The organism is Pseudomonas sp. 65/3-MNA-CIBAN-0223 (genome assembly GCF_040310425.1).
Lineage (GTDB): Bacteria > Pseudomonadota > Gammaproteobacteria > Pseudomonadales > Pseudomonadaceae > Aquipseudomonas > Aquipseudomonas gregormendelii.
Genome location: NZ_JBEOPV010000119.1, coordinates 1 through 276, shown reverse-complemented (window position 1 = coordinate 276; position 276 = coordinate 1). Strand labels below are relative to the sequence as shown.

Here is a 276-nt window from a genome sequence, read left to right as displayed (position 1 = left end):
GAAGAAGTACGCTAACGTTAACTACGTCATGCCGTTCGGCGGCGACCAGTCGCTCGCGTTCGACTTCAACATCTACGACAACAAGTACGATAAAGAAACGTTCGGCGAAACCGAAGACACAACCATCTGGAGTCTCGCAGCCAAGTACTCGACTGGCGCGCATGCCTTTATCCTCGCCCACCAGCGCGTTACCGGTGACGGTGACTACCGCTACGACATCGGCGACGGCGGCAGCTCCATCTGGGTAGCCAACTCCTACTACTCCGACTTTAACTC

Annotated in this window: 1 protein-coding gene; it reads left to right on the top strand. The window is 55.8% G+C overall.

Annotation, left to right across the window (positions count from 1 at the left end):
* On the top strand, positions 1 to 276 hold a 276-nt coding region (locus AAEZ09_RS28180; RefSeq protein WP_350601631.1), incomplete at both ends, for an OprD family outer membrane porin.